Here is a 22,081-nt window from a genome sequence, read left to right as displayed (position 1 = left end):
CGCAGGCGTATCCGACCGACTGCTTCGCGTGGGTGAACGGGCCGGGTTCGTCGTGGAAGATCCGTCTCTGCGCAAATGCTCCGCCTGTTGGGATTCGAACCCCCTGCAGGAGGTTCGAATCCCAACACGGAGAGTAAATTGCCCGAGCGGCTCCACACCCGCGCCCCGCTGCGCCCAACCCGCGCTGGCCCGCGCGAGCGGAATAACCGACACCGAGGCGGTGTTCCCCGTCACGGTTAGTTCTGGACGACTGAAGGAGTACTCGGTGGCAACAATCGGACATTCGAACCTCGACATCTTTCCGCTGGCTCTCGGTGGCAATACTTTCGGCTGGACCAGTGATGAAAGCGCCTCCTTCGAGATTCTCGAGGCGTTCTCCGCCGGCGGCGGAAATTTCATCGACACGGCCGACTCGTACTCCGCGTTCGTCGACGGCAACTCCGGTGGCGAGTCCGAAACCATCATCGGAAGCTGGACTGCTGCCCGCGGCAACCGTGACGACGTCGTCATCGCAACCAAGGTCAGCCAGCATCCTGAGTTCAAGGGACTGACACCGAAGAACATCGCGGCCGCGGCCGAGGCGTCGTTGAAGCGGTTGCAGAGCGATCACATCGACGTCTACTTCGCCCATACCGATTCCGGCGATGCTCCACTCGTCGACACGCTCGCAGCGTTCGATTCGCTGATCGAAGAGGGCAAGGTTCGGTACGTCGCGATCTCCAATTTTTCGGCCGATCGCGTCGAGGAGTGGTTGAAGGTCGCACGCGAGAATAATTTCGCAGCACCGATCGCTCTGCAGCCGCATTACAACCTGGTCACCAGGGACGCGTACGAATCCGACCTTGCCCCGCTCGCCGCCGATAACGATCTCGGGGTCTTTCCTTACTTCTCTTTGGCGTCGGGGTTTCTTACCGGCAAATACCGCGTGCGCAAGGATTTAGAGGGTGGCCAGCCCCGGAAGCGGCTCGCGACGGGCTACTTCACCGACAAGGGACTCGAGGTCGTCGATGCGTTGAGCGAGATCGCCTTCGATCACGAGGAAGAGATCGCCACCGTCGCTCTCGCGTGGCTGCTGCATCAGCCGACTGTCACTGCGCCGATCGCGAGCGCGAGCACAATCTCTCAGCTACCCGCGTTGATGGCTGCTCCGGCGCTGACCTTGTCGCCCGCCGAACTTGCCCGACTCGACGCGACGTCTGCCGCTGTGTCCGCGTAGGCGGGCTCGACACCGGTTTTCAGGCAGTTGCGCGTGCCCGCCTGAGGGGGATCCGAAGCTTCGCGCGAATGTGGTGGATGGTGCCGTCCGGGATCAGGAAGCTTTCCTCGACCGCGACGGTCACCATCCGCCTGCCACGCAATCCCGCATCGATAAGGAAGGTCGAGTGCACCGTGTCGCCGGATTCGGTGAGTTCGATGTTCCGGATCCCGATGATCGCGCGGTAATAGAACGCGTTGCCGAGCGCCTTGATCAACCCAGGGCCCGAGAATCCTGTGGTCAGTCCGTTTTCGACGCGGCGTGCGTGGGGCGCGAACTTCACTGCGCTCGGATCGTGGGAGAGCAAGGAATCGATGTACGCGCGGGCGATAGCCTGCCGCGGACTGTCCTCTGGCGTGGTCACGATTGCGGACTCTAGCCCCAACGCTTCCCTCTCGGGAACATATCGGTCATCTTCGTTGCTGACCTTTGGGTGTCTCGAGCCCCGGAACGAACTACCACTGTCGACCCACCCGTAGCAGCGGTCACCGAGCCGACATCATCCGAGCGGCTGAGGGTCATTCTCGTTCTCGGTGCGCTCATCGCACTGGGCCCGCTGACCATCGACATGTATCTACCCGCGCTGCCGGCAATCGTCGACGACCTGAACTCGTCCTCGGCCGCAGTGCAACTCACTCTGACCGGAACACTGATCGGATTGGCCCTCGGCCAGCTCGTCATCGGGCCTTTGTCCGACATCGTCGGCCGCCGGCTGCCACTCATTGTCGGCACAGCAGTCCACGTCGTCGCATCACTGCTGTGCGTCGTCGCTCCCAACGTCGCCGTCCTCGGTCTCTTTCGTGGGCTGCAAGGCCTCGGCGCAGCGGCAGCTGCAGTCGTCGCAATGGCGGTTGTACGCGATCTGTTCACCGGTAGAGCCGCCGCAACCGTTCTGTCCCGCCTGATGCTGGTAATGGGCGTTGCGCCTGTCCTGGCGCCGTCGCTGGGTGGGGCAATTCTTCTTGCCGGCTCATGGCGCTGGGTGTTCGGTGTCCTATCCGTGCTCGGTGTGGCCCTGCTCGTCCTCGCCGTGTTCTCACTTCGTGAATCCCTGCCACCCGAGCGGCGACGCAGTCGCGGCATCATGCCGGTGGTCCGCACCTACGGCGGCCTCCTGCGCGACGGACAGTTCGTCGTACTCGTGCTTGTTGCCGCTCTTGCGATGTCCGCCCTGTTCGCCTACGTCGCAGGTTCGTCGTTCGTGCTCCAGGAGCAATTCGAACTCGACGAGCAGCAGTTCGCTGTTGTATTCGCGCTCGGTGCGATTGCCCTGATCGGTGCCTCACAGCTCAACGTCGTTCTCCTCGCCCACTTCACACCCGTACGCATCGTGATCAGCGCATTGTCGGCGGGCGTGCTCGCCGCCGCAGTGATGACCGTCCTCGCAGTCGCGGACATCGGCGGAATCTTCGGCTTCCTGATCCCGCTGTGGTTCGTCCTCGGGGCAGTCGGATTCGTCATGCCGAACGCACCTGCCCTGGCACTGTCCCGGCACGGTGAAGCCGCAGGAACTGCTGCGGCACTGCTTGGCGCTGCACAGTTCGGCTCCGGCGCCATAGTCGCGCCGGTAGTCGGTGTTCTCGGTAACGATGCCGTGGCAGTATCGGTGACGATGGTCGGTGTCTCCGCGATTGCGCTTCTCGCGCTGATTGCAGTAACAGCGAGGAACCCGACCGTGACAACCCCAACGGTGACGACGACCAGCAAGGTGTGACCGCACATGCCGGAACGAGAACGCGATGCCAACGGTAAACCGTCGAATGCACGCCCCCGCGACGGTCTGGGAAGGCCGCTATCGCGCGATGAAGTCGGCGTCGAGCGGATTCCCGAGGACCTCAGGCTTCCGCCGCTCGAGTCCATCGCGAAAGCACAACAATTGCTCGATGCCGACATGCCCTTCCATGCCCACGAAATACTCGAAGGAACGTGGAAGGACTCACCGGAACCGGAGCAGATGCTCTGGCAGGGTCTCGCTCAGCTCGCCGTAGGCCTGACGCACCTCCTACGTGGTAATGCCGTGGGGGCTCGATCTCTGCTCGAACAAGGCCACGACCGAATCGTCGGTTACGAAGTCGATCCGCCGTACGGACTCGATGTGGCCGGGCTTCTGGTGTGGTCGCAAGAGCTACTCGACCGCGTGAACGACGGGGATCTTCCGACGTCGGCTTCGGCTCCTCGGCTTCTGGGCTGACCCCCTCTCGCCAATCGTTCCTGATCTCGCTACAGTGAGATTAGTTAGGTTAGGCGACACTGAGCGGAAGGCAATCGGTGACAGCACAGTCCGCAGCGACACAGGTTCCTTACTGGGTTGCAGTTCTCACTCCCGAAGAACGGCCGTTCGGAAGCCGTCGCACCGATCCCCGAATAGATACGATCGATTCCTCGGTCGTCACCACCTCGCGTACGCAATGGGCGGGTAAGCATCATCCACCGGCCACCACCCTGCTTGCCGTCCTCGCAGCCACCGTCGGTTCGTGGCAGAGCGATCGCTGTCGCAACTGCACCTCCGGAGTGCTCGTCGACATCGAAGCCGGCCGATTCGGCAATCTCGACGCAGCGTCCGAAGATCGCGGTTTCTTCCCGGTTCGTCTCCCGTCCACCGGCCATGTCGACGCACTCACCTCCGAAGTCCGTCGACGCGTCGCCGCGGCCCCCAACAACGGCTTGGACTTCGATACCGCCAAGCACGTCCTGAGCACTCCGGCACTGGTGCGAAGAGCAGGCGCTCAGATTTCGTTCGAGTACGGCACCGGTAGTGCTCTCCCCGACGACAGTCACCCGCTGACCCACAACCTGTCCGTCACCTGCGACGTCATCGAGATCGACGGAGTCACGATGGTGGACACCGAGTTCCGTTGGAACAGCCGAGTCTTCACCTGCGCGGACGTCGACGACTTCGAACGCTTCTGGGAGAAGACGATCTCGATGTTCCTCTAGAGGCTCTTCAGAAATCGAACGTCCTCGGCCAGACCGTCGGCGGGTGTTTCGAGGATCACCGGAGCGCCTGCTGCCTCGGCGACCGCGACCAGCACGTCTGCATCGATCGTTCCGTCGGCTAGGTTGGCATGCCGGTCGCGCGCAGAGCCGAACTCGTCGCGCGAATTATTGAGGTGCACCAGGTCTATTCGACCCGTGATGGCTTTGATCCGATCCACGACGCCGACGAGCTCTTCGCCTCCCGCCCAAGCGTGGCATGTGTCGAGACAGAAACCGGCACCGAATTCGCCGACGGCGTCCCACAACCGCGCAATGTCGTCGAAATGGCGAGCCATGGCGAAATCTCCGCCTGCTGTGTTCTCGATGAAGATCGGCACGCCGAAGCCCCCTACATCCTGCTGGCGCTCGAACAGCTTGCGCCAGTTCTCGACACCTTTCGTGGTGTCCTCACCATCACGCACGTGACCGCCGTGCACGACCAGACCGATCGCGCCGATCTCGGCAGCGGCCGCAGACTGCTCGATCACTGCCTTACGCGAAGGAATCCTGATCCGATTGTTCAGGCTCGCCACGTTCAAGACATACGACGAATGCACCACGACGTCGATGCTGCCGGATTTCAAATCCTCGCCCTGGGGGTGGGGCTCGAGCTTGTTCCACTTCTGCGGATCGGTGAGGAAAAGCTGAACCAGATCGACGCCGAAAGTCTCCGCGGAACCGATGGGGTCGGCGGAGTCGCGGACGTGTGCCCCGATACGCATGTATCCATGGTAGGTGGGCGCACCTCAGGGTGTCCCCCGATAGTGAAGACTCCCGAACACTGAAAGACTGAACACTATGACTGATATCGCCGCCAGCGCGATCGCCCTGACCAAAACCTACGGCGCCGGGGATACCCAAGTCCACGCTCTGCGCGAGGTGAGCGTGGAGTTCGCGCGCGGCGAGTTCACGGCAATCATGGGCCCCTCCGGTTCGGGAAAATCCACTCTGATGCACTGCCTCGCGGGTCTGGACTCCGCAACTTCGGGGACCGTGACGATCGGTGACACCGAACTGACCGATCTGACCGACAAGCAGATGACCGGATTGCGCAGAGATCGAATCGGTTTCGTGTTCCAGTCGTTCAACCTCGTCCCCACCCTGACGGCACTGGAGAACATCACCCTCCCGCTCGACATCGCCGGCCGCACGCCGGACAAGGAATGGTTGGACACCGTAGTGAGAAAACTCGGGATCGGCGATCGTCTCGATCATCGTCCGAGCGAACTCTCGGGAGGACAGCAGCAGCGAGTCGCCTGCGCGCGAGCACTCGCAGGCCGACCCGACATCGTCTTCGGCGACGAGCCGACCGGCAACTTGGACTCGCGTTCGTCCGGGGAGGTGTTGAGCATTCTGCGCGCCGCGGCCGACGAATTCGATCAGACGGTAGTGATCGTCACCCACGATCCGCGCGCGGCAAGCTACGCGGACCGCGTCGTGTTTCTGGCCGACGGCGCTGTCATCGATCAACTGGCGAATCCGACCGCCGAGACGGTCCTCGACCGCATGAAGCAGCTGGAGACGGTCTGATCATGGCCGCCAATCCCATGCGCAAGGTTTCCCTGAGAAATCTTGCCGCACACAAAGTTCGTCTTGCACTTACAGTCCTGTCGGTCGTACTCGGAACGGCCTTCGTCGCCGGTTCGTTCGTGTTCACCGACACCTTGCAGCGCACGTTCTCCTCGATCTTCTCCGACACCGCGGCAGGTGCGGATGTTCGGGTCAGTGCGGAGGAAGTCGGCTCGAGCGGAGTCCCCACCCAGGATGCCGCGACCATCGCGGCTCTACCGAACGTGGCCGCGGTGATGCCCTACGTCGGTGGGCAGATCGTCGTTCTCGACAAGTCCGGAACGACCGTCCAGTCCGGCGGTGCGCCCACCATCGGGGAGGCCTACATCCCCGATGAACAGCGACTCGGAGCGAAAGAAGACTTCCTCTCCGGCGTTGCGCCCGCTGCCCCCGGTGAAGTCGCGATCAACGAGGGTGGCGCAGAGAGGTCCGGCCTCACCGTCGGGGACTCGACGCAGGTCCTCATCCCGTCCAAGGGCACGGTCGATGTCACGGTGACCGGAATCTACGACACCGCAGCCGAATCCGGCGGTTATATCGGAGTCCAGTTCCTGCAGAGCCAAGCGAACGAGCTGTTCTCGGACGGCTCACATGTCCAGTACTACGACGTCGCAGGTCGCGATCTCGCGGCAAAGGGCATGACCCAGGCCGACCTACGCGAAGAGATCGCCGCCGCACTTCCGGATGCGAAGGTGCAGACAGCAGACGAGGTACGCGCCGAGGCCCAGGACGAGATCGAGTCCGCGTTGTCCTTCGTGAACTACTTCTTACTGGCATTCGGCGGCATCGCCCTGCTCGTCGGCACGTTCATCATCTACAACACCTTCTCGATGATCGTGGCGCAACGGGTCCGTGAACTCGCATTACTCCGTGCAATCGGCGCAAGCCGCGGCCAGGTCAGCCGCTCGGTAGTGCTCGAAGCGCTCATCGTCGGAGTCATCGGTAGCGCATTGGGATTCGCCGGCGGCGTAGGGCTCGCCTACGGCCTGCGCGCTCTGCTCAATGCCTTCGACGTCGGATTACCCTCGGGCGCACTTGCTCTCGAACCGAGAACCGTCCTGGTGGCCTTCCTCGTCGGGATCGTGGTGACGGTACTGAGCGCCTACGCGCCGGCCCGTCGTGCCGCCAAGATCCCGCCGATCGCGGCCATGCGAGAAGAGTTCGCCTCTGCGGGTGACAGTCTTCGCACGCGCACGATCATCGGGATCGTGATCGGTGTACTCGGCGCGGTCGCACTCGTCGTGGGCGCGCAATCGACAGGTGGAGCAGCTGCGGGCACCGTGGGAGTCGGAGCCGTCGCCGTCATCATCGCCGTCGCGCTGGCCGCGCCGTCACTCTCGCGTCCGATCGTCGGCGCCTTGGGATCGGTGCTCACTCGGCCCTTCGGTGCGATCGGCCGTCTCGCACGAACCAACTCGGTCCGCAACCCCCGCCGCACGGCAGCAACTGCCTTCGCTCTGATGCTCGGTCTGATGCTCGTTTCCGTCATCGGCGTACTCGGTGCGTCGGCGAAGGCCAGTGTGGACGCGCTCGTCGACACTGGAATCGAGGCGGACTACATCCTGAGTGGACCTCAGGCCATCGGTGTTCCCGTCGGGGCAGGACAAGCCGCCCGTAACACCCCCGGGGTGGACAAGGTGGCGATTCTGCACCCGGTACAGGTGAACATCTCCGGTGAATCCACTTTCGGAGTTGCTCTCGACGGAAGTCCCGACGGCTTGTTCGATCGAAAAGTTGTCGAGGGCGATCCAGAACTCTCCGGCAACAGCATCGCTGTCTCGCAGTCGGCGTCGAGTGAGAAGAACTGGCAGCTGGGGACAGTGGTGGACTTGGACTCGTTCGACGGTGTTCGCGTCCCAGTGACCGTGACCAGCATCTACGAGGACAGCCCTTTGGTAGGTGACTGGCTCGTATCCGAGAGCGTCTACGAGCAGGTGACCCCGAGCATCGTACGTTCGGACATCGTGGTTCTCGTCGGTGCGGCCGCCGGTACCGATCTCGATGTCCTACGCAGCGACCTCGAGGCGTCGACGAAGCCGTTCGTCGTCGTACAGGTACAGGATCGCGAGCAATTCAAGGGCAGCCAGAGCCAACAGATCGATACTCTGCTCGCAGTTCTCTACGGGCTCCTCGCGTTGGCAGTCGTGATCGCGATTCTCGGCATCATCAACACCCTCGCTCTCTCCGTGGTCGAACGCCGTCGAGAGATCGGGATGTTGCGTGCTGTGGGGATGCAGCGTGCGCAGGTGCGTCGCACCATCTATCTCGAATCCCTCTTGATAGCGCTGTTCGGTGCCATCGTCGGGCTGGTCCTCGGAATAGTGTTCGGCTGGGGTTTCGTGCGAACTCTTCGCGACGAAGGCCTCGGGGTCATGACGGTTCCGTGGGGACAGGTCATCGGGATGCTGATCGGGTCTGCGATCGTCGGAGTCGGTGCGGCCCTCTGGCCTGCAGCCAGAGCAGCGCGCACACGCCCGTTGGAGGCCATTGCAGACGCGTGATCGTGGGGTGCCCACCGACTTGGGGAAAGTAACAATTCCGTAAGGGTTGCGCATAAAACGACCCTGGGGTTACCTTGTAGCGCGTAAACAGACTCGAAGACGGTTTCTAGTCAAGACCCGAATGGGCTGTGGCACTGCAAGGGGGGGCATGTCGCTTCATCCGACCGACACGTCCCCACACTCCGAGCTAGCGCCCATGTGCAAACCCGATCTGCGGGACACACTGTTGGATCGGTTGTGCGAGGTCGCCCACGCGCTGCCCGACGCGACGGCTCTGGTCGCCGAAGACGGCGTGCTCACCTTCGATCAGCTTCTGCACCGGACCTATGCGGTGGCCCGCAAGATTGCGCACCTGACCCAGGTCGATCGAAGTCCCATCGCGGTGGTCGGGCGCAGCACCACCGAGTCGATCACGTTGATGCTTGCGGTCATCGCGTCGGGGCGTTCACTGGTACCTCTCGACTCGAATCTGCCCGAGGCTCGACGGCAGCACATCGTCGAGCAGGCATCCGCGCTGCGGATGGACAGTGCCGACATCTCCGAGGCCGAGGACTCGGCTGCGCCGCTCCCGACGGTGACCGGGGATCGCATTGCGATGATCGCATTCACTTCCGGATCGACTGGCGTTCCCAAGGGAGTGCTGCTCAGTCACCGGATGTGCCTGAGCAAAGCGTACGAAGTCAGCTCGGCCCTGGCGCTCAGACCACGTGACCGTGTGGGGAATGTACTTCCAGTGAGTTTCAGTGCCGGCATCAACACCCTGTTGGCAGGTCTTCTCAGTGGCGCACAGGTGCATTGTCGCGATCCACGAGCTTTCCACGCGGAGCAGCTGGCGACATGGATCGAGAGGTGCTCCATCACGACTTTGCATTGCTCGCCTTCACTGGTGGGTAGCGTGCGCACGACGCTACCCACCTCCAACGTGCCCCCTTCTCTCGTAGGCGCGGTACCCGAGAACACAATCCCGTCTCTTCGCGTCGTCACCACATACGGCGAAGCACTTCACTCCTCCGACGTACGCTTCTTTCGGTCCGCGCTCGGTACTGATGCAACCTTCGTCAACTGGTACGCCACAACCGAATCCGGTGTAGTCGCCTACACTTCCTACAGCGCGGATCAGGCTCTTCCCCACGGGTTCATTCCTGCCGGGTGCAGCCCGCACGGAAAGATCGTGGAAATCGTCGGAGCGGGCGGGCGGACGCGGAAGCTGGGTGAGATCGGCGAAATTCGGATCTCGGCGCCGATGTCGGCTGATGGATATCTAGGGCTGGAAGAGTTGACGCGCTCGCGTTTCAGTACTCACGACGCGAGGCACCGATACCTCACCGGAGATGTAGGTCGCATCGATCGGTTCGGGGTTCTGCACCTCGTGGGTCGAGTCGATGATGTGATCAAAGTGTCGGGTTACCTGGTGGATCCCACGGAAGTCGAAGCCGCACTTCGCTCTGTCGACGGTGTGGACGACGCCACGGTCGTTGCACGCGATGTCGAATCGGGCAAGGAACTCGTCGCATATTTCGTCTCCGATCGATCTCCTGTAGCCGCCGTGCGTGATGCGCTTCGCAGAGACTTGCCGGAATGGACGGTCCCCACGCACATCACCCGGGTGGACAGGATCGACCGGAACGAACGAGGGAAGGTCGATCGTTCGAAGCTCTTCGATTCCGAACATTTGCCGGAGTCCGCTTCCGACAACGCTTTCGATGGTCCCACCGAAAGGTGGATCGGTAAGATCGTTCAACAAGAACTAGGGCTGGACGAGATCGATCGCGACGCAGATTTTGCCGCGCTGGGTGCCACCTCACTTGCTTTGACCACGATCGTGGTGGGAGTGCGACAGTCCTTCCACGTCGAGATCTCCACGGAGGAACTCGCGCAAGCGATGAACATCCGGAGCTTGGCCCGGACTGTCGATACCAAGCTCGCCGATGTCGATCGGGACACCGCAAGGTCGTCACACGATGGAGTCGTGGTTCCACTGCGGAGCGAAGGTTCGGCGGCTCCTCTCTTCGTCATCGCGGGGGCGGGCGTACCGGCAGTCGGACTCATTCCGCTGGCCAATCACCTGGACCACGACCGCCCTGTGTACGCGATACAAGCCAAAGGTCTTGGAAGAAGGGCACTTCCGGATCGCAGCATCAGCCGCGCCGCGCGTCGATACGTCCGCGAGATCCGCCGGATTCAGCCACAGGGACCGTATCTACTGGTCGGACATTCGCTCGGGGCGTGGATTGCCCTCGATATGGCTCACATTCTCGAATCGGACGGTGACATAGTCGCCGAGCTGATACTGCTCGACCCTCGCCTGTACCGAACGATGTTGGACAAGCTGTCGGAGGGTAACCCCGATTTGGAAGCGGCTCCCGACAGAGCACCGCACCGTAAATCCTGTCTCGGCACGCTCGCTCGCCGGGCAGTATCGGTGGCTCTTGCGGGGTTGGTTCGGTTTCCGACCACCGAACGTTGGCTGGCATTCGGCATCATCGGTTCCAGAGCACTCCACGCTCATCGACCGAAGCCGTGGAGCGGCCCGGTCACTGTCGTCGTGACGGGTGAGAACACGTCCGATCGACGCTCCTGGGAAACGTTGGCGACGGGCGATCTCGTCATCAGTGAAGTTCCTGGCAATCACATCGACATGGTTCGTGAACCTATCGTCGCCCGAGTTGCCGACATCATCGACGACGCATTGCACAGGCGCAGGCGGCGGGAACGGACAGATCACAGATGACCGACTCGATAGTGCGGCACCGAGGCCGCAGACCGCTGATGACGTCCATCGCCAGTCATCGTGATAGCTACCACTCCTCGGCAGAGCCTTATCGCGTGAGCCAGGACTCGATGAGCTGTCCTAGATCCCCCGAACCGCGTACGTTGGTTTTCGACGCTGTCGCAACGCAGCCGGGAGGCTCTCGACCCATGAACAAGGACTCACCGCGTTACCCACTGAACTCGGTCGAACTGCACAAGGACGTACTTCGCTACGTGGACGTCGGCGACGGTCCACCGGTCGTGCTGGTCCATGGCCTGTTGGGATCGCACGAATCTTGGGCAGGCCAAATCGAACGCCTGTCGGAGCGGCACCGTGTCATCGCGCCCGATCTGTTCGGCCACGGCCGATCCGACAAGCCGTCCGGAGACTATTCGCTCAGCTCGCATGCTGCGACTATCCGCGATCTGCTCGAACATCTGAACATCGAGTCTGCACCGATGGTCGGCCATTCGCTGGGCGGCGGGATCGTGATGCAGACCGTCTACTTGTTCCCGGGATTGGTCGAGCGGCTGGTGCTTGTCAGCAGCGGCGGCCTCGGCACCGAAGTGAGCCTGCTGCTCAAAGCCGCCACCTTGCCCGGCAGTGAGCTCGTTCTTCCGGTACTGGCGTCCGATTGGGTGCGCAGGAACGCGGAGAGCGTCATCGGGCAGTTGAACAAGTGGGGGCTTCCGGTACGGCCGGGCGCGAGCATGGCGGAAACGTGGCGCTCGTTCAAGTCGGTGTCCGACAAACAGGCCCGCGAGGCGTTTCTTGCCTCGACGCGCGCCGTCGTCGGTCCGCGTGGTCAGACGGTCAGTGCCAAGCAACACTTCGCGAAATTCGAATCGATTCCGTCACTACTGATCTGGGGTGGCAAGGACCGCATGATTCCGGCCTCCCATGCCGACAACGTCAGACGGGAAGTGCCGAACAGCCGCGTCGAGATCTTTTCCAATGCAGGACATTTCCCACAGCTGGACGAGCCGGATCTTTTCTTCCGGGTTCTCGACGAGTTTCTCACCGCGAACTCCGAGGTCGACGCAGCACCGACAACGGCAGCACCGACAACAACAGTGTCGGACTGACGATGTCGCTGTGGCCGATGTTTCCACTCGGCAGCGTGCTGTTGCCTGGAGAGCGCCTTCCTCTGCACATCTTCGAGCCGCGTTACCACGAACTCCTGGCCGCTTGTCTCGCTATGGAGGACCCCAGTTTCGGGGTCGTGCTGATTGCGCGTGGGAAAGAATCCGGAGGCGGAGATGTCCGCCACCATATTGCAACGGCTGCTCATATTGTCGCCCACGAAGAGGTCGGCGACGGCAGGCATTACGTGGAATGTGTAGGCAGCGAAAGACTTCGGGTCGACGCATGGCTGGAGGACGACCCGTACCCGCGCGCTGATCTTCGCGTATGGGCCGACGAGAACGCCGCCACACCGCTACCCGAATCCGACTTCGAGTCACTGCAGAACAAGATTTCTCAGTTGTACGCGTTGATCGGCAACCTGGCACGGGTCGAAGGCGCTGCACCACCGCCTGATCCGACGTTCTCGACTCTTCCCGCCGAGGCCGGCGAACGCTTGTTCACCCTTGCCGCGCAGGTTCCGATGGGGCAGTCCGACCGTCAGGACGTGCTGGAGGCACCGGGCCCGTCCGAGCGACTACGGGTACTCGTCGATGCTGTCGACAACGTCACCGACATCGTCAAGTTCAGGTTGACCTGACCGGCAGAGATGCAAACAAAAAGAACCAGCACCCGAAGGTGCTGGTTCTTTTTTAACATTGGTAGCGGGGACAGGATTTGAACCTGCGACCTCTGGGTTATGAGCCCAGCGAGCTACCGAGCTGCTCCACCCCGCGTCGTTGTGAAACAAACATTACATGCATCGGGGCGGATCTCCCAATCGCCAGGTCAACCACCGACTCAGCGGCCGAGGTGATTGCTCTTATGCCACGTCCGGGCGGATGATGAGAGCTATGCGCGAGGAGACTTCTCGGATGTTCGCAGCTCCGGCGGCGGGCTACGACCGGCTGATCGGGCGCTATCTGCCGACATTGGCACCGGCATTCGCCGATGCAGTCCCCGTCGAGGCGGGCATGCGCGTCGTCGACATCGGCTGCGGTCCTGGAGGTTTGACGCGTGAGCTGGTGTCGCGAGTCGGTGCGTCAGGTGTCTCGGCAATCGATCCGTCTGTTCCTTTCGTCAAGGCTTGTCGGGCCGACAATCCAGGAGTCGATGTCCGCGAGGGCTTCGCTGAGAGCCTGCCCTTCGACACGGACTCGTTCGATGCTGCGCTGGCAAGTCTCGTCATCGGTTTCATGAGCGACCCGGTTGCCGGTGTGCGCGAAATGTCCCGCGTGAGCAGGCCTGGGGGGACGGTGGCAGCGTGTCAATGGGACCGCAGGGGAATGCCGGCCATGCGGATCCTCGGCCAATTCATGGTCGCCGCAGACCCCACTGTCAGCGAGAGAATGAAGCTGACCGGCGACACCGCGGGCGAGATTGCTGCGGTGTTTCGCGAGGCCGGCCTCAGCGATGTCGAGGACGGCGCGCTCACGGCCAGTGCCTCGTACGCGAACTTCGACGACTGGTGGGAGCCGTTCACCCTCGGTATCGGCCCTCATGGTGCCTACCTCGAGACGCTCGACGTCAGCGGTCGCGCAGCCCTTCGACTGGCCTGCCTGAATACCTTCGATCGCCCAGAGCAGCCCTTCACGGTGGAAGCGCGCGCATGGTTCGCTCGGGGAACGGTGTAAAGCGAACCGCTATCGCTTCGTGCGCGCAACGACCATCCCGACCGCTGCTGCGGTGAGCAGCTCCCAACCGGTGAACGTGTAGATCGACGCGCGCTCCATCACACCCACGGGGCCGACACCGGCGATCAGTAGACCGGATGCGACGAACCCGAGCACGCCCAATCCGATGCTGCCCTTCGAGTACCAACGCGGGCAGGTTGGAACGCCCGTGCCGACAAGCAGGGCAATAATGTTTCCGGCGCCGATCGCCAGTACAGCACCGATGATGTGTGCTTTTCCGTCACCGGCATGTACGAGTGCGACGAGCACGCTGCCGAGGGCGTATGCGGATATGGCACCGAGATACGCCCATCGCCGACGTCCGAGCAGCGATGCCGAACAGATGCCCGCAGCCAGCACGGAGATCGCGGACACGCAGAATGCGACGTTCATCAGCCACGAGGTGTCCGATGTCGTCGGCACCCCGAGATCGCTGACGGTGTCATAGGCGTACCGGTAGCCCTCGGATTTTGAGGCTGTCAACGCCTCGAGCAGCAGATATTGCATCGAGGCGAAGGCGAAGAGCAGTCCTGCAGCGCGTGCGTTCCTACGTGGAATGTCGTACTCCTCAGGGCTGGGAAACGGTCGTCGTACAGGTGGGTACAGTCGGACCCGTTCGACACGCGGCTTGCATGCGGAACACGCCTTCGAGGAGCAACTGTGGCACGAGTACCTGCAGACCGCCGCGAGGTGGTGCGTCACGTCCGGCCCTCCCGAGCAGTCTGTCGAGTGGTTCGATGAGCAAGAGTCTCGCTCCGCCGCTGCGCCAGATCGGGATTCGTGAACTTCTGCGTCTCGTCGTGATCGCTGCTGTTCTGCTCTCCTATCAGATTCTGGCGCTGGGCAAGTGGACCTTTCGGCCCCGCCGCGGCTGGGCAGCGCATGCCTCCGACGGGGTTGTCGACGCGTTCTTCGTACTCGGACCGACGTTCGTCAAGGTCGGTCAGCTGATGGGGTCCTCACCTGGACTCTTCCCGAAGGTACTGGCCAATACCTGTTTGCGCTGCCTCGACGAGGTACCTCCGTTCCCGGGGGCGCAGGCGAGAGCGATCATCGAAGCAGACCTCGGGCGTAGCGTCGAGGACCTGTTCGCCCGGTTCGACGACGTGCCGCTGTCGTCTGCTTCTGTCGCCCAGGTGCATCTCTGCGTGCTGAACGATGGCCGCGAAGCTGTCATGAAGGTTCAGCGCCGGGGCATCTACCACCGCATGAAGATCGATCTCCGCATCGCCTACGTCTTCGCTCGGGCATTGGAGAAGTACATCGCCTTCTTCGAGACTGCCAACGCCTCCGCCATCATCGTCGATCTACACGCCGCGACGTTCGCAGAGTTGGACAGCGTCGTCGAAGCACGGCGACAGGCGTCGTTTCGGGCCGCGATCTCCGCTTTCGGCGACAACACCTTCGTGACGGCGCCCGAGGTGATTGCGGAGTACTGCGGCGGCCGGGTCATCTGCATGGAACGTATGCGCGGATACCCGCTGGATCAGTGCACCCCCAGCGAGCAATCCGAGTTGATCGTCCGCAGGGCCGCCAAGGTATGGATGGAAGCCCTTGTCCTGCATGGGCTTTTCCATGGTGACGTCCATGCAGGAAACGTCTGGGTGCTCGACGACGGGCGGGTCTCGTTTCTCGATTTCGGCGTCATGGGCGAACTCGACGAGCAGTGGCGCTCGCTGCTGCAGGATCTCTTTCACGCCACCGTGATCGACGGAGACTTCACTCGGCTTGCCGGCAGTGTCAAACGGCTCGGCATCATCTCCGAGGATGTCGGCACGGACGCCGAGGTCGGCTCGATTCTGCAGTCCGTGTTCGCACCGATGCTCTCGGATACGTTGGCGCACTTCAGCTTGACCGATTTCATCAAGGCGCTCGTGGGCATGGGGCAGCATTACCGAACCTCGAGCCCGGAGGAGTTGATCCTGGTGGGCAAGCAACTCGGATACTTCGAGCGCTACGCGATCGAACTGGCCCCGAACTGGGCGCTCGGAACCGATCCGTTCGTCTTCAAGAACGTCTTCCCCGCGGAAGTGGCCGCGTTGGCGCACGCCCGCGAGGTCGATCTTCCTGACTAGCCGAGCGTCAGAACCACTTTGCCTGCGGCGGTTCGATTTTCGAGGGAGGCAATTGCCTCGCCCGCCTTCTCGAGCGGGGACACCGACGGCTCGGGCGCAGTCAGCTTGCCCGAGGCCAGCAATGGTTCGACCTCGGCCCACTGCTGCTTCAGGTAACCCGGTCTGCTCATCCACCATGCGCCCCAGCCCACACCCACGACGTCGACGTTGTTCAACAGAAGTCGGTTGACCTTGACCGTCGGGATCTCACCGCCGGTGAACCCGATCACCAGGATCCGACCCGACGGCGCAAGACTGCGAATGCTGTCGGTGAATCGGTCACCGCCGACGGGATCGACGACGATGTCGACGCCTTTGCCTCCGGTGAGTTCCTTCACCGCGTCCTTCCATCCGTCCACGAGCACGACGTCGGTGGCGCCCGCGGCCCGCGCGGTCTCGGCCTTCGCATCCGAACTGACGACGGCAATGACCCGCGCAGCGCCCAGAACCGGAGCCATCCGCAGCACCGAGGTACCGATGCCTCCCGCGGCGCCGTGCACGAGAACCGTCTCGCCCTCGGCGAGACGTCCGCGCTCACGCAGCGCGAAATGCACCGTCAGATCGTTGAACAGCAGTCCGGCGCCTGCCGTCAACGAGACGGTGTCCGGGAGCGCGAAGACGGTCTCCGGGGACACGGCGGCAACCGAGGCCATACCGTCGGACAGTCCGGTCAGGGCGGCGACGCGATCACCTGCGGTGAACCCGGATCCCTCGGGAGCCGACCGAACGATCCCCGCTATCTCACTGCCGGGCACGATCGGCAACGCGGGCTTGTACTGGTAGAGCCCGCGAGTCAGCAGAGCGTCCGGGAAGGCGACCCCGGCGGCGTGTACGTCGATCAGCACGGACTTCCCGTCGTCGGCCGGTTCATCGACCTCGACGATCTCGACCGAATCCGGCCCATCCAGCTTCGTGATGTGCACCGCACGCATGAACTGTCCTCTCGTTGGGAAAAGTCCCTTTTTCGGTCAGGGCGCGAAGCGCCGTGTGACCCACGGTACAAAACCGGCGTGAGGAGTGCCGACCCGGCTGGGGGAGGCCGGAGCGGAGATGGATCGGCCGAGGTGGTCCAATCGAGGTATGTCCACCCCCCTCACCACTGCCAAGCCTTCCGGAACCCCGCGCGGCGGTGTCGTCGTAGTTCAGGAAGCGTTCGGCGTCACCGACCACATCGTCGATATCTGCCAACGATTCGCCGATGCCGGATGGGTCGCCACCGCGCCGCATCTGTTCCATCGACAACCAACCCAAATCATCGCGTACGACGACATGGACCCGGCCATGGCAGCCATCGGCGCATTGAAAGCAAGCGAGGTCGATTCCGATGTCGACGCCGGATTCTCGGCCTTGGCCGAACTCGGATTCGAGCCACGGCAGACTGTGATCGTCGGATTCTGCATGGGCGGATCGGTCACCTTCCAGACCGCTGCACGACGCGCTGTCGGTGCCGCAGCGACGTTCTACGGCGGCGGAATTTCGAAGGGACGCTTCGGATATCCAGCAATGTTGTCGGTCGCCGATGCGTTGCAGACGCCCTGGCACGGGTTCTACGGCGACCTGGACAAGGGAATTCCGATCGACGAGGTCGAACAATTGCGCACCGCGGTGGCGAAATCACAAGTGTCGACCGACATCACCCGATACGCCCAGGGAGAGCACGGGTTCAACTGCAACGATCGCCCCGCGGTCTACAATCCAGAGGCCGCAGTCGACGCCTGGACCAAGACGCTCGAATGGTTCGACGGCCATGTCGCCCACTGAAACCGAGCAGATTCGGTCTTTCTGGACGGACCTGGGATTGCCCGGACTCTTCGATGTACACACCCACTTCATGCCGAAGAACGTCATGGACAAGGTCTGGACGTACTTCGACTCTGCGGGCCCGCTCACCGGAATGGCCTGGCCGATCACCTACCGGGAGGATGAGGACACGCGTATCGAGATGATGCGCGAGTTCGGCGTACGGGGCTTCACCTCGATGATCTACCCACACAAGCCGGGCATGGCGGAGTGGCTGAACTCGTGGGGCACGCAGTTCGCGCAGCGGGTGCCCGATTGCGTGCACACCGCAACGTTCTACCCCGAGGAAGGTGCCACGCAGTACGTCGAATCGGCGGTGGCATCCGGCGCAAAAATTTTCAAGTCACACATACAGGTCGGGAATTACCCGCCGAACGATCCGCTGCTCGACGGCGTGTGGGGGATCATCGAGGACGCGGCGATCCCCGTCGTGATCCATTGCGGTTCGGGGCCCGCTTCCGGACCACACACCGGACCGGAATCGATTGCCACGCTACTGCAACGCTTTCCGAGACTTCCGCTGATCATCGCGCACATGGGCATGCCCGAATATCTCCAGTTCCTTCAGATGGCGTTGCAGTATCCGAACGTGCGACTCGATACGACCATGGCGTTCACCGATTTCTCGGAAGCGTCCTGGCCGTTCCCGAAATCGGGTCGATCGAAACTGATAGATCTTCAGGGCCGCATACTGTTCGGGAGCGACTTCCCCAACATCCCGTATCCGTATCTGGACGCACTGACCGCGGTGGCTCGCCTCGATCTGGGAGACGAGTGGGTATCGGACGTGTGCTACCGAAACGGGGCGAGCCTGTTCCTGTAGCGAAAAGGCTCGCCCGGCCGTGGGTAGAACCTACCGGCTCACGCGACTCTCGGCGACAGCCAGGCGATCAGGTCGTCGAGCACTCGATCTTGCTCCGGTTCGTTGAAGATCTCGTGGTACAGCCCGTCGTACACCTCGATGGTCAGGTCGGTCGATCCGGCGGATTCGGCGATCGAGCGACTGCCCGATACGTCGGCGAGCTTGTCGTCGCTGCCGTGCTGCAGAAGAACCGGGAGCGTGAGCGTATGCAGCCGCGCGGGGTAACTCTCCATGGCGCCGACCAATCCGCTGGCCAGCCCGGCTGGAATCTTGCCGTGGTAGACGAGCGGGTCGGCGTTGTACGCGGCCACGACGGCCGGATCCCGAGACACCGCGGCCGAGTCGAGTTCCTGAACCGGCAAGCTCGGCGCGATCTTGCCCAGGATTTTGCCGATCGGAATCAGAATTTTCGGAGTGCTGTCACCGAGGACCACCGCGGGGGCGGACAGCATCAGCCCATCGAGCTCGTTTTGGTACTCGAGCGCGTACGACAGGGCGATCGCACCACCCATGCTGTGGCCGAGCAGGAAACTCCGCATACCTGGGTAAGCCGCATCGGCGATTCGAAAGACCTCGTGCAGGTCCGCGACGAAATCCGACCACTTCTTCAGTTCGAGCCGCTTGCCACCGGATCTTCCGTGCCCACGATGATCGGGCGCATAGACGACGAGACCGAGCGTCCCGAGACGTTCGATGACATGGTGGTAGCGGCCCGCGTGTTCACCTAGTCCATGCGAGAGCACCAGGATGGCCGACGGTTCGCGAACTTCCGGCGTCCAGACGTCGTACACGATCTTGGTTCCATGCACTCCACTGAACGATGCCTCGGTGCGTTTCACGTGTATATCTCCTCTGCTGCGACGCTGAACTTCAGCGATCTCGAAAGGCAGTCTTCTGCTCTGGGAAGACGGCGTACCCATCCGATCACGAAATGGCGCCCAATTATATGAGATCCGTCATGACATTTGCCGATAATTAGCTGTTACCGTTTTGTCGTAGATTGCTTGAAAGTTCGGTCGATCTATCGAGAGGGCGTGCTCCACCCCCTATGAATGCTCCCTCCGAGGCGATACCCGCTGCGCGGTGGCGAGACCCCAAGCGCTACCTCTGGCCGCTCGGTCTGGTCATTCCGCTGAGCCCGTTCATGGCCTGGGGGCTGGTCACGGTGCTGGGCCCAGGCGCATTCTGGCTCCTCGGCCTGTTGATCATGGGAATTGTCATCCCACTGATCGACGTCTTCGCCGGGGTCGACCGAAATAACCCACCGCTCGAAGCAGCGCGGGCCCTCGAGGACGACAAGTACTACCGCTGGTGCCTGTACCTACTGATACCGCTTCAATACGCGGGTTTGGTTGCAGCATGCTATCTCTGGGCCGACGGACCACTCGGGGTTCCCGAGCGACTCGCGCTCGCCGTCACCATCGGAATCGTCGGCGGCGTGGGCATCAATGCCGCTCACGAACTAGGACACAAGCGCGAGAACGTCGAACGCTGGTTGTCGAAGGTCACACTCGCACAAGCGTTTTATGGACACTTCTACGTCGAGCACAACCATGGTCACCATGTTCGCGTCGCAACCCCCGAAGACCCTGCCTCGGCGCGTTACGGGGAGAATTTCTGGAAATTTTTGCCCCGCAGCATAATCGGTGGCCTCACCTCTGCCTGGGCTCTCGAGCAACGTCGTCTACATCGGGTCGGTTCCGCGAAATGGTCCGCACACAACGACTTGTTCAATGCCGCCGCTATCTCGCTCGTTTTGTTCACGGTTCTCATCGGGGTTTTCGGCTGGCAGGTTGCGCCGTACCTCCTGATACAGGCCGTCATCGCCATCATTCTGTTCGAGGCCGCCAACTACCTCGAGCACTACGGCTTACTGCGGCAGAAGAAGAGCAACGGCAAGTACGAACGAACCGATCACCGGCACAGCTGGAACAGCGACCACCTATGGAGCAATCTTTTTCTGTACCACCTCCAGCGGCACAGCGATCACCACGCTCACCCGACCCGCCGCTACCAAGCCCTTCGGACCGTCGATGAATCACCGCAGCTCCCAGCCGGGTACGCGGTGATGATCTTCTGCGCATTGATCCCACCACTGTGGCGAAAAGTGATGGACCAGCGATTGATCGACTTCTACGACGGGGATATGACCCGGATCAACAGCTGACCCGTTACTCGTCGGTCTGAGCCCGCAGATACCGCCCGAAGTGCGGAACGGTGAACGCGATGGTCCCGCGCTCGGCGGAGTAGATCAGCCCCTTCTTGATCAATCCGTCACGAGCCGGCGACAACGACGCAGGCTTGCGCTTCAACTCCGTCGCCACCGCTGACGTCGGTACCGAGGTGTCGTCGCTGGACAGATCGGCCATCGCTCGCATGTACTCACGCTCGGCAGGGGTGGCGCGCTCATAGCGAGACCCGAAGAATCCGACGGCAAGTTCCTCCTCGGCGGTCGGGGCTGCAACCCGCACGTCCTCGACCGTGATCGGACTCGCGGGCGCCAGATCCCACGTCGCCTTGCCGTAGGCCTGAACGAAGTACGGATATCCATCCGCCGCCTCGTAGAGCGCGTCGAGTGCCTCGGTCGTGAATTCCACGTCCTCGCGATCTGCCGGAGCGATCAATGCGAGATCGGCAGCCTTCCGCTCGAGCCGCCCGATCCGGTGGTAGCTGAAAAGCCTCTCGGAGTAGCTCTTCGACGCCGACAACACCGCGGGGAGATGCGGAAGACCTGCTCCGACGATGATGAGTGGCGCCGCATCTTGGCTGAGCTCATGGCAGGCCGCGCACAGTGCCGAGATGTCGGCAGACCCCAAATCCTGCATTTCGTCGATGAAAATCGAGATACCGACGCCGACGTCACCAGCCAGCACCGACGCGTCGAGCAGCAGTTCCACCAAATCGATCTCGATATCCCCGGAATCCGCCCGGCCGCTCAGCGCGGGAACATCGATACCGGGCTGCCAACGTTCACGCATCCCCTTGTCCGCGGAGGCACGCAAGGCGAAGGCTTTGAGTACACCGAGGAATTCGTCGACTCTGTCCGGATCGCGATGAGCGGCTGCAATACCGCGAACAGCCATGTGCAGCGCAGACGACAGCGGTCGACGCAATTCTTGATCCGGCCTTGCCTCGATCTTGCCGGTTCCCCAACCACGTGCGACCGCGGCCGAGCGAAGATGATTGAGCAGAACGGTCTTGCCCACGCCGCGCAACCCCGTCAGGACCACACTTCGCTCCGGTTTACCGCGAGTGATCCGCTCGAGCACGACGTCGAACGCGTCGAGTTGCTTCTCGCGGCCTGCCAGTTCGGGTGGGCGCTGGCCTGCGCCCGGAGCGTAGGGATTACGCACGGGGTCCATGGGGCCAAGATAACAACCGCCATAGCAAAGTATCGGCACATCTAGCGCGTGTCCTAGACGCCGGTATGGACGGCTAGCAACCTTCTCGGCTTGTA

Annotated in this window: 20 protein-coding genes and 1 tRNA gene; 14 read left to right on the top strand and 7 right to left on the bottom strand. The window is 62.4% G+C overall.

Features of this window, described 5'->3' with window-relative positions:
- The first annotated feature begins 265 nt into the window (after positions 1-265).
- On the top strand, positions 266-1,216 hold the full coding sequence (locus tag QMK32_RS21765) for an aldo/keto reductase (protein WP_283477437.1): 951 nt from the start codon (positions 266-268) through the stop codon (positions 1,214-1,216).
- A 19-nt stretch (positions 1,217-1,235) separates the two neighbouring features.
- Here the strand turns inward: QMK32_RS21765 and QMK32_RS21760 are convergent, their stop codons facing one another.
- Positions 1,236-1,619, bottom strand: a complete 384-nt coding sequence (locus tag QMK32_RS21760) for a DUF8021 domain-containing protein (RefSeq protein WP_283477436.1) — start codon at positions 1,617-1,619, stop codon at positions 1,236-1,238.
- A 69-nt stretch (positions 1,620-1,688) separates the two neighbouring features.
- Here QMK32_RS21760 and QMK32_RS21755 point away from each other — a divergent pair, with 69 nt between their 5' ends.
- From QMK32_RS21755 to QMK32_RS21745, 3 genes are all read left to right on the top strand, one after another.
- A complete protein-coding gene (locus QMK32_RS21755) occupies positions 1,689-2,969 on the top strand; it encodes a multidrug effflux MFS transporter (RefSeq protein WP_502943732.1) in 1,281 nt (426 codons plus the stop codon).
- Positions 2,970-2,975: 6 nt separating this feature from the next.
- A complete protein-coding gene (locus tag QMK32_RS21750) occupies positions 2,976-3,446 on the top strand; it encodes a DUF309 domain-containing protein (protein WP_283477435.1) in 471 nt (156 codons plus the stop codon).
- Positions 3,447-3,523: 77 nt separating this feature from the next.
- Positions 3,524-4,192: a hypothetical protein gene (locus tag QMK32_RS21745; RefSeq protein WP_283477434.1), complete on the top strand. Its 669-nt coding sequence runs from the start codon at positions 3,524-3,526 to the stop codon at positions 4,190-4,192.
- Here the strand turns inward: QMK32_RS21745 and QMK32_RS21740 are convergent.
- On the bottom strand, positions 4,189-4,953 hold the full coding sequence (locus tag QMK32_RS21740) for a deoxyribonuclease IV (protein WP_283477432.1): 765 nt from the start codon (positions 4,951-4,953) through the stop codon (positions 4,189-4,191). The two genes, QMK32_RS21745 and QMK32_RS21740, sit on opposite strands and share 4 nt — an antisense overlap.
- Positions 4,954-5,029: 76 nt before the next feature.
- On the opposite strand from QMK32_RS21740, the gene QMK32_RS21735 reads away from it, so the two are divergent.
- The 5 genes from QMK32_RS21735 (at position 5,030) to QMK32_RS21715 (ending at position 12,776) form a co-directional block, all read left to right on the top strand.
- Complete coding sequence (locus QMK32_RS21735) at positions 5,030-5,761, top strand: ABC transporter ATP-binding protein (RefSeq protein WP_283477430.1); 732 nt, start codon at positions 5,030-5,032, stop codon at positions 5,759-5,761.
- 2 nt (positions 5,762-5,763) lie between these two features.
- Positions 5,764-8,301 carry an ABC transporter permease gene (locus QMK32_RS21730; RefSeq protein ID WP_283477428.1) on the top strand — a complete coding sequence of 846 codons (2,538 nt, stop codon included), beginning with the start codon at positions 5,764-5,766 and terminating at the stop codon, positions 8,299-8,301.
- A gap of 148 nt (positions 8,302-8,449) precedes the next feature.
- The gene (locus QMK32_RS21725) at positions 8,450-11,032 is read left to right on the top strand and encodes a non-ribosomal peptide synthetase (protein WP_283477426.1); all 2,583 of its coding nucleotides are present in this window, start codon (positions 8,450-8,452) and stop codon (positions 11,030-11,032) included.
- 188 nt (positions 11,033-11,220) lie between these two features.
- A complete protein-coding gene (locus tag QMK32_RS21720; protein WP_283477424.1) occupies positions 11,221-12,138 on the top strand; it encodes an alpha/beta fold hydrolase in 918 nt (305 codons plus the stop codon).
- 2 nt (positions 12,139-12,140) lie between these two features.
- Positions 12,141-12,776: an LON peptidase substrate-binding domain-containing protein gene (locus tag QMK32_RS21715; RefSeq protein WP_283477421.1), complete on the top strand. Its 636-nt coding sequence runs from the start codon at positions 12,141-12,143 to the stop codon at positions 12,774-12,776.
- A gap of 59 nt (positions 12,777-12,835) precedes the next feature.
- Here QMK32_RS21715 and QMK32_RS21710 read toward each other — a convergent pair.
- A tRNA-Met gene (locus QMK32_RS21710) sits at positions 12,836-12,912 on the bottom strand.
- A 138-nt stretch (positions 12,913-13,050) separates the two neighbouring features.
- On the opposite strand from QMK32_RS21710, the gene QMK32_RS21705 reads away from it, so the two are divergent.
- Complete coding sequence (locus tag QMK32_RS21705) at positions 13,051-13,809, top strand: class I SAM-dependent methyltransferase (protein ID WP_283477420.1); 759 nt, start codon at positions 13,051-13,053, stop codon at positions 13,807-13,809.
- Between the two features lie 9 nt (positions 13,810-13,818).
- Here QMK32_RS21705 and QMK32_RS21700 read toward each other — a convergent pair whose 3' ends face one another.
- Complete coding sequence (locus QMK32_RS21700; RefSeq protein ID WP_283477419.1) at positions 13,819-14,355, bottom strand: DUF998 domain-containing protein; 537 nt, start codon at positions 14,353-14,355, stop codon at positions 13,819-13,821.
- 230 nt (positions 14,356-14,585) lie between these two features.
- Here QMK32_RS21700 and QMK32_RS21695 point away from each other — a divergent pair, with 230 nt between their 5' ends.
- Entirely contained in the window at positions 14,586-15,923 is a 1,338-nt protein-coding gene (locus tag QMK32_RS21695; protein ID WP_283477418.1) for an ABC1 kinase family protein, read from the top strand.
- Here the strand turns inward: QMK32_RS21695 and QMK32_RS21690 are convergent.
- Positions 15,920-16,894 (bottom strand): NADPH:quinone oxidoreductase family protein, encoded by a 975-nt coding sequence (locus tag QMK32_RS21690; RefSeq protein ID WP_283477417.1) that lies wholly within the window; start codon positions 16,892-16,894, stop codon positions 15,920-15,922. The genes QMK32_RS21695 and QMK32_RS21690 overlap by 4 nt on opposite strands.
- Before the next feature lie 148 nt (positions 16,895-17,042).
- On the opposite strand from QMK32_RS21690, the gene QMK32_RS21685 reads away from it, so the two are divergent.
- Together QMK32_RS21685 and QMK32_RS21680 are read left to right on the top strand one after the other, a co-directional pair.
- The gene (locus tag QMK32_RS21685) at positions 17,043-17,723 is read left to right on the top strand and encodes a dienelactone hydrolase family protein (RefSeq protein WP_283477416.1); all 681 of its coding nucleotides are present in this window, start codon (positions 17,043-17,045) and stop codon (positions 17,721-17,723) included.
- Positions 17,710-18,585, top strand: a complete 876-nt coding sequence (locus QMK32_RS21680; protein ID WP_283477415.1) for an amidohydrolase family protein — start codon at positions 17,710-17,712, stop codon at positions 18,583-18,585. The genes QMK32_RS21685 and QMK32_RS21680 overlap by 14 nt, the downstream gene beginning before the upstream one ends.
- A 38-nt stretch (positions 18,586-18,623) precedes the next feature.
- Here the strand turns inward: QMK32_RS21680 and QMK32_RS21675 are convergent, their stop codons facing one another.
- The gene (locus QMK32_RS21675) at positions 18,624-19,463 is read right to left on the bottom strand and encodes an alpha/beta hydrolase (protein ID WP_269302102.1); all 840 of its coding nucleotides are present in this window, start codon (positions 19,461-19,463) and stop codon (positions 18,624-18,626) included.
- Between the two features lie 209 nt (positions 19,464-19,672).
- Here QMK32_RS21675 and QMK32_RS21670 point away from each other — a divergent pair, with 209 nt between their 5' ends.
- The gene (locus QMK32_RS21670; protein WP_283477413.1) at positions 19,673-20,791 is read left to right on the top strand and encodes an alkane 1-monooxygenase; all 1,119 of its coding nucleotides are present in this window, start codon (positions 19,673-19,675) and stop codon (positions 20,789-20,791) included.
- Positions 20,792-20,795: 4 nt separating this feature from the next.
- Here QMK32_RS21670 and QMK32_RS21665 read toward each other — a convergent pair whose 3' ends face one another.
- Positions 20,796-21,986 (bottom strand): ATP-binding protein, encoded by a 1,191-nt coding sequence (locus tag QMK32_RS21665; protein ID WP_136170696.1) that lies wholly within the window; start codon positions 21,984-21,986, stop codon positions 20,796-20,798.
- Positions 21,987-22,081 lie beyond the last annotated feature (95 nt).

The organism is Rhodococcus sp. H29-C3 (assembly GCF_030063405.1).
In the GTDB taxonomy this organism is placed as follows: Bacteria; Actinomycetota; Actinomycetes; order Mycobacteriales; family Mycobacteriaceae; genus Rhodococcoides.
Note: the sequence above shows the minus strand (reverse complement) of the source record. Positions and strands in the feature narration are given on the sequence as shown.